This window comes from Pseudorhodoplanes sp. (genome assembly GCF_050250235.1).
GTDB lineage: Bacteria > Pseudomonadota > Alphaproteobacteria > Rhizobiales > Xanthobacteraceae > Pseudorhodoplanes.
Map to the genome: position 1 here is coordinate 1 of NZ_JBFWPA010000235.1, position 6,062 is coordinate 6,062.

Consider the following 6,062-nt stretch of genomic DNA (forward strand, 5'->3'; position numbering starts at 1 on the left):
GCACACCGGCCATTCGAGCCATCAGATCGGGCTCGATGCCGATATCTGGCTCACCCCGATGTCGAACCGCCTGCACTCGCGCTCCGAGCGCGAGACCATGACCGCAATGTCGATGCTGCGCGACCCGCTCAATGTCGATCGCGATGTGTGGACGCCGGCGCACACCAGACTAATCAGGCTTGCCGCCTCGTACCCTCAAGTCGAGCGCATCTTCGTCCACCCCGCGATCAAGCAAGCGCTCTGCGATCAGGCCGGACGAGACCGCGCCTGGCTCAGCAAGGTGAGACCGTGGTGGGGCCACTATTACCACTTCCATGTGCGCATCGCCTGTCCGCCCGGAAATGCAAGTTGCAAAGGGCAGAAGGAAGTTGCTGGCGGCGACGGCTGCGGTGCCGAGCTCGACGTCTGGTTCCAGCGCCTGCTCGAGGCGGAGCGCAACCGCGGCGAGACGGAGAAGTCCGTCAAAGCGCGCCCCCTCACCCTCGCCGATCTGCCAGCCGACTGCCGCGCCGTGCTCGCCGCGGGCGGCGGCGTCGCCCGCACGGCAAGACCAAATGCCGCCGATAGGCCGGCCGGCCCCCCGGCGCCTCGCCTCCAATTCGGGGCCGGCCGCGAGGCGGCACCGTACGGCGTGGGAGATTAACCATGATGACTCCGGCTTCACCGCGGCATGCCCACGAGGCGCGTAACCTTGCCCTCTGTATTGCGGCCCTTCTCGCCCTGACGGTCGCGAGTTGCGCGAGCCAACCAGCCTTCGTTGCCGCGGACTATGCCAAATGCCAGGAGCTCGGATTTGAGCGAGGAAGCCGCGAATACGCGATGTGCCTATCGGAAGTGCAGAAGCGGCGCACCAGCTTCGCGGCGGCCCCTCAATCGATCACAGAATAGCCACGATTCCCGCCGCCCCGATCGTGGCAACGATGCCACATACCCAATCTGATCTTCGCGCGGATGGAACGCATTCCCGCCGAATGCATTTCGCCTCCAGATCGGCGCCCGCTCATCTCGGAGGGAAAGCGATGAATTGGATGCAAGTGTCAGCCTCGTGGCGAGAAGCCAAAGCCAGAATTCAACGAAAGTGGCGAAAACTCACCGACGACGATCTCGACCTGATCGACGGCCGGCGTGAGCGCCTGGAGCGTAAGATTTTGCAGCTCTACGGCTTCGCCCCCGATCACGTGCGCAAGGAGGTCGATGACTGGGTGCGCTGGCAGGCCCTCATCCGCCCGCGCCGGTCTCAATTGCGTTCGGCGCTCGCGCCAAGATGACGCCGGGCGCGCCGAACTTCCGGCGAGGGCCCGGGTGCATGACGGATTGGAGGCGCTAAAGGCCCGGGAACCGTCGCGCCTCCTTGCGGCAAGTCGATGACGAAGCGGGAGTGATTCGCTCATGCGCGAACGTTCGCGCAGGAGCGTCTCCGCGCGAAGATGCTTCATACGGCGAACATCTCCCTCGTCCAGCTCGCTGGCGCGTGCCAAAACTTCCCGGCGATTTTGCCAGGGACAGGCCTTTCGTCCCATTGGAGCCGTAGCGTTTAATCGCGTGGGCTCGCTCAGCAAATCAATTCACGGCAAGGAGAGGTCGAATGCTCAGAACGATCGCTTTCGCTTTGACGTTGGGATTGTGCGTGACAGGCGCTTACGCCGAGGAAGAGGAGAAAAACGAGGCCGCTGCTGGGGCCGCCAATCTCCAGATCATCGATCCAGCGGCGCACAGACTGGTTCGGCTTGCTCCGCTGACGCTCGGTTCCGAGACAGACAGCGCGCACATGGAGCCGAAGGAGTACCGGCTGAAAGTCGGCCAGGGCTATCGCTGGAAAATCGTCGCCTCCGACCAGACCGAATATGCGCTCGTTGCGCCGGCATTCTTCCGCAATATCTGGATCCGAAAGGTCGAGGCAGGTGAAGTTGAAATAAAATCGGCAACGCTCGACGAAATCGAATTCGAGAATGGCGGCGAGGCGGAGCTCTTCTTTGTTGCCATCAGACCAGGAACCTACGAGTTCGGCCCGAAGGGCATGATGGAGCGCGGCGTCGCCGGCAAGATCATCGTGGAATCTGCCGGCGGAAGCTAATCGCCGTCGGCAGCACGCGGCATTCTCGCAAAAAGCGAGAGGGGCAGTTTCGTTGTCCGGTCTCGTTCCTCACGAGCAAGTCGGCGCGCGCCATGCGGACGCTGCCCGCGAGCCACCTAGACGGGGTTGCTCTGTGCCGCCGAAGGCGCTGCCCCCTCAATCGCGCGCGGCTCACCGGCGAGCAGCGTGTTGCTCAGCTTGATCTTGTGCGCGAGCTCGCGACCAATGAGCTGGTAGATCAGGCCCGCGACCTCGGTCTCGTTCTGGAAGAAGCGCTTGAGCTTGTCGCTATCGAAGGCGAGCGCGCGACACTCGGTCTTGGCGATCACGGTCGCGGTGGCCGGCCGCTCGGTCAGGAACGCCACCTCGCCGACGAAATTGCCTTCCTCAAGTTCCGAGACGTCGCGGCCGCCGATCGTCACGCCGACGCGGCCCGCGCATAGGAAATAGAGTTTCTCCAGCGCCTGGTTCTCTTCAGCCAGCCTGGTGCCCGTCGGCAGATCGCACAAGGCGCCGGCGTTAAGCAGCCGTACGATCTGCCAATCGTTGAGACCGGTCAACGCCCGGCGGAGAAGCGCGCGGTCATTCTCCGGCAAGCGCAAGGAGAGCCGATCCTGCACCAGACGGGAAAGCTGATAGAGATTGATCATGATGAAGACGAGGTCCCAGCCGATGCCGGTGCGGAGATCGCCGCCCGACAGCAGGAAATAGACGATCTCGAGCGCGAGCCCGACGACGGCCACAACCCGAAGCCAGAAGATTTCGGTCAGCCAATAGGAGATCGCGATCAAGACATAAGAGAGATGACCTGGCCAGTTATTGAGACTGAACAGGGTCGAAAGATCGTCCATGGCGCCTCCCCATCCAACTTTGCCGAAGATTGGTTCGCGGCGAGGCGAACCTGCCTACTCCAACAATTCGCAGCTCAACGCGCCCGACGGGCATTTCTTGACCTGCTCGGCAATTCGCTCGGGCGACGCACCGTCGACGTCGATCCACGGCTTCTTCCCGACATCGAACACGGCCGGCAGTCCGCGTACGCAATCTCCCGCATGAATGCAGATCTTGGGGTCGTAACGGACGACGATCTTGTCGTTGCGATAGACTTGCATGCCGGCCTCCACCGGAAACCTTACCCATAGACGGGTGCCACCACTCTGCGCGGCGACTGCTAGGGATAGCACGGACCGCCCCTGTCAGGCACCAAGTGCCGCCTTACGGCAGTTGGGCTCAAAGGCCAAACCGGATCGCGACATCGGCGCCCGTCCAGTCTATTCTTAGGTCTCATCCCTTCATCAGCGAGGTTGAAAGAAAGGATCATGCCTACGGGCGATGGCAGTTTGCTCGATTTTCTGGGAATTTTGGCCGTATTTTTACTGGTGGCAGCCAACGGCTTCTTCGTCGCGGCCGAATTTTCCATGGTCGCGGTGCGCCGCAGCCGCGTCGCGCGGCTGGTCGCCAAGGGGAAGAGGAACGCCAGGGCGCTCGACCGGGCGCTGTCGCAACTCGACGCCAATCTCGCCGCCTGCCAGCTTGGCATCACCATTTCTTCGCTCGGCCTCGGTTGGATCGGCGAGCCGGCACTCGCGCACCTCATCGAGCCCCTCCTCGACGGGATGCTCGGACGGTTCGCACTCGCGGGCTCTCATGTCATTGCCGTGGCCATCGCCTTCCTCCTCATTACCGCGCTCCACATCGTTCTCGGCGAACTGATGCCGAAGAGCCTGGCCTTGCAGCGGAGCGAGCGCACGGCCCTTGCCGTGGTGCGGCCGCTCTGGTTGTTCCGCGTCTTACTGTGGCCGGCTATCGTCACGCTCAACGGCCTCGGCAACTGGCTGTTGAAATTGTGCGGGCTTCGGCCGGGTACGACCGAGGAGGCCTTGCATTCGCCCGAGGAGCTGAAGCTGCTCATTGCCGCGAGCCAGGAGGCCGGGTTGCTGCAACGGGCGCAGCAAGAGCTGGTCGAGCGCGTCCTCAGCATCGGCAATCGCCGCATCACCGACATCATGACGCCCCGCGTCGATCTCGAATGGATCGACCTCGAGGACAGCTCCGAGGAAACGCTCAAGACGATCAGGGAATGCCGCCATGAACAGCTCCTCGTCGGCAGAGCCGGAATCGACGAGCCGCTCGGCATGGTCCTGAAAAAGGATTTGCTCGATCAGGTTCTCGCCGGGAAGAAGCTCGACATCATGGCTGCGCTGCGGCAGCCGATCGTCATCCCCGAGCCCATGCCGATCTTCAGGGTGCTCGAGCAGTTCAAGAAGGCCCCGGTGAGACTCGCGACCATTCTCGACGAGTATGGCGTGCTTCAGGGCATCGTCACGCAGACCGATCTTCTCGAAGCCATCGCCGGCGAACTTCCGGAGGTGGAAGGCGAAGAGCCCGGCATCGTCGAGCGCGACGACGGCTCGCTTCTGATTGACGGCATGATGTCGGCCCCGGATGCTTTCGACCGGCTTCAGTTCAGGGAGCACCCGGAAGGCGACTTTCATACCGTCGCCGGCTTCGCCCTTGCCACGCTCGGGCATCTACCGGAAGTGGGAGAATCGTTCGATTATGAGGGCTGGCATTTCGAGATCGTCGATCTCGATGGGCGCAGGATCGACAAGGTGTTGGCAGTTCCGCCCCGCCTCGTCGAGGCAGAGGGAGCCAACTCCGAATGACGCATGTTCTCGTCGTGCAGCATGAAGTGATCGAGCCTCTTGGCGTCTTCGAGGACTTCCTTCGCGCCGATGGCGCCACTTGGCACGTGGTCGAGATCGACGAAGGCGAAAAATTGCCTTCGCTCGAGCCCTTCGACGCCATGTTCGTCATGGGTGGCCCGCAGGATGTCTGGCAGGAGGATCTCTATCCCTGGCTCCGCGACGAGAAGGCCGCGATCCGCCGCTTCGTCGCCGAGATGCGGCGACCCTTCTTCGGCATTTGCCTCGGCCATCAGCTCCTTGCCGATGCCCTCGGCGGCCGCGTGCAGAAGGCGAAGGTTCCCGAGTACGGCCTGGCACGCGTGTGGAAGACGGATGAAGGTGCCCGCGATCCCTTGCTGCGCGACGTGAGCAACCCCTTCACCGCGCTTCAATGGCACGGCGCCGAGGTTGTCGCGCCGCCCGATGGCGCCGCCGTGCTGGCCTACAACGAGGCCTGCGCCATCCAATCCTTCCGCTATGGCGACCGCGCCTATGGCGTCCAATTTCACATCGAGGTGACGAAGGACACCGTGATCGACTGGTCGAAGCACATACGTCCGGTCATGGACGACGCGGAACTTGCCCGCAAGGTCGATACGGCTTACCCGGAACTCCAGGCCCTCGCTCGCAATGCCTACGACTGCCTCAAGCAGTTGTGGGCGCAAGCCCCCGCCTAGCTCGCAGTTGAGTTGTAGAACTAGGGCAATTGCAATCGGAGCATTGCCCGCGTCCGGCGCCCGCTCGTCCGATCCTGGCTCCAACAATGCGCGCGCGGTCGGCCGTCAATTCGATGATGCGCAATCCACCCCGGTCAGCGTACGCTTGCACGCACACCGTTTTAAATTTTATCCGTCTTTATACTGATCTCTTGCCTCCTTTTCGGGGATATGTCGCTTCGTCCTTTGCGGTTGATTCAGGCACGGCAGACGCAAACGCTCCTGACACTTGGATAGACGCTAAGATCGCTCCTCCCGGACTCGGAGGAGACGACCATGGCCACCGCCATCGATTATGGCCTCATTGCCGCAACGCTTTCCCTCGCCACGATCACAAAAGCGACCGACCTCACACTTACGGGAACGGTCCTGCCCGGAACCACGGTACGCCTCTTCGATGGCACAACCGAGCTCGGTACGGTGACGGCCGACGCAAGCGGCAACTGGAGCGTCGACACTACGGGTCTTTCCGACGGCGTCCATGTCATTTCGGCCGAGGTTCTCGATCCGGCGGGCAATCCGGTCTCGACCTTGCCGCCGCGTTTTCTTGTCGTTGACGCAACCGCGCCGCTTGCATCAACGGTG

The 6,062-nt window shown here is 62.6% G+C and carries 8 protein-coding genes; 6 read left to right on the forward strand and 2 right to left on the reverse strand.

The window, feature by feature from the left end; translation table 11 throughout:
* The 3 genes from AB7F49_RS37425 to AB7F49_RS37435 all read left to right on the forward strand — a co-directional run.
* The coding region (locus AB7F49_RS37425) for a penicillin-insensitive murein endopeptidase (RefSeq protein WP_428532461.1) at window positions 1–643 on the forward strand (643 nt) is incomplete at its 5' end.
* Between the two features lie 376 nt (window positions 644–1,019).
* Window positions 1,020–1,268, forward strand: coding sequence for a CsbD family protein (locus AB7F49_RS37430; protein ID WP_428532464.1), 249 nt, complete (start codon window positions 1,020–1,022; stop codon window positions 1,266–1,268).
* Between the two features lie 317 nt (window positions 1,269–1,585).
* The gene (locus AB7F49_RS37435; RefSeq protein WP_428532467.1) at window positions 1,586–2,074 is read left to right on the forward strand and encodes a hypothetical protein; all 489 of its coding nucleotides are present in this window, start codon (window positions 1,586–1,588) and stop codon (window positions 2,072–2,074) included.
* Between the two features lie 116 nt (window positions 2,075–2,190).
* Here the strand turns inward: AB7F49_RS37435 and AB7F49_RS37440 are convergent, their stop codons facing one another.
* Window positions 2,191–2,925: a cyclic nucleotide-binding domain-containing protein gene (locus AB7F49_RS37440; protein ID WP_428532470.1), complete on the reverse strand. Its 735-nt coding sequence runs from the start codon at window positions 2,923–2,925 to the stop codon at window positions 2,191–2,193.
* Window positions 2,926–2,979: 54 nt separating this feature from the next.
* Window positions 2,980–3,186, reverse strand: coding sequence for a (4Fe-4S)-binding protein (locus AB7F49_RS37445; protein ID WP_428532473.1), 207 nt, complete (start codon window positions 3,184–3,186; stop codon window positions 2,980–2,982).
* Between the two features lie 207 nt (window positions 3,187–3,393).
* Here AB7F49_RS37445 and AB7F49_RS37450 point away from each other — a divergent pair, with 207 nt between their 5' ends.
* From AB7F49_RS37450 to AB7F49_RS37460, 3 genes are all read left to right on the forward strand, one after another.
* Window positions 3,394–4,740, forward strand: coding sequence for a hemolysin family protein (locus AB7F49_RS37450; RefSeq protein WP_428532476.1), 1,347 nt, complete (start codon window positions 3,394–3,396; stop codon window positions 4,738–4,740).
* Window positions 4,741–4,754: 14 nt separating this feature from the next.
* On the forward strand, window positions 4,755–5,438 hold the full coding sequence (locus AB7F49_RS37455; protein WP_428532479.1) for a type 1 glutamine amidotransferase: 684 nt from the start codon (window positions 4,755–4,757) through the stop codon (window positions 5,436–5,438).
* Window positions 5,439–5,753: 315 nt separating this feature from the next.
* Window positions 5,754–6,062, forward strand: a 309-nt coding sequence (locus AB7F49_RS37460) for an Ig-like domain-containing protein (protein ID WP_428532482.1), incomplete at its 3' end; no start/stop codon positions are given.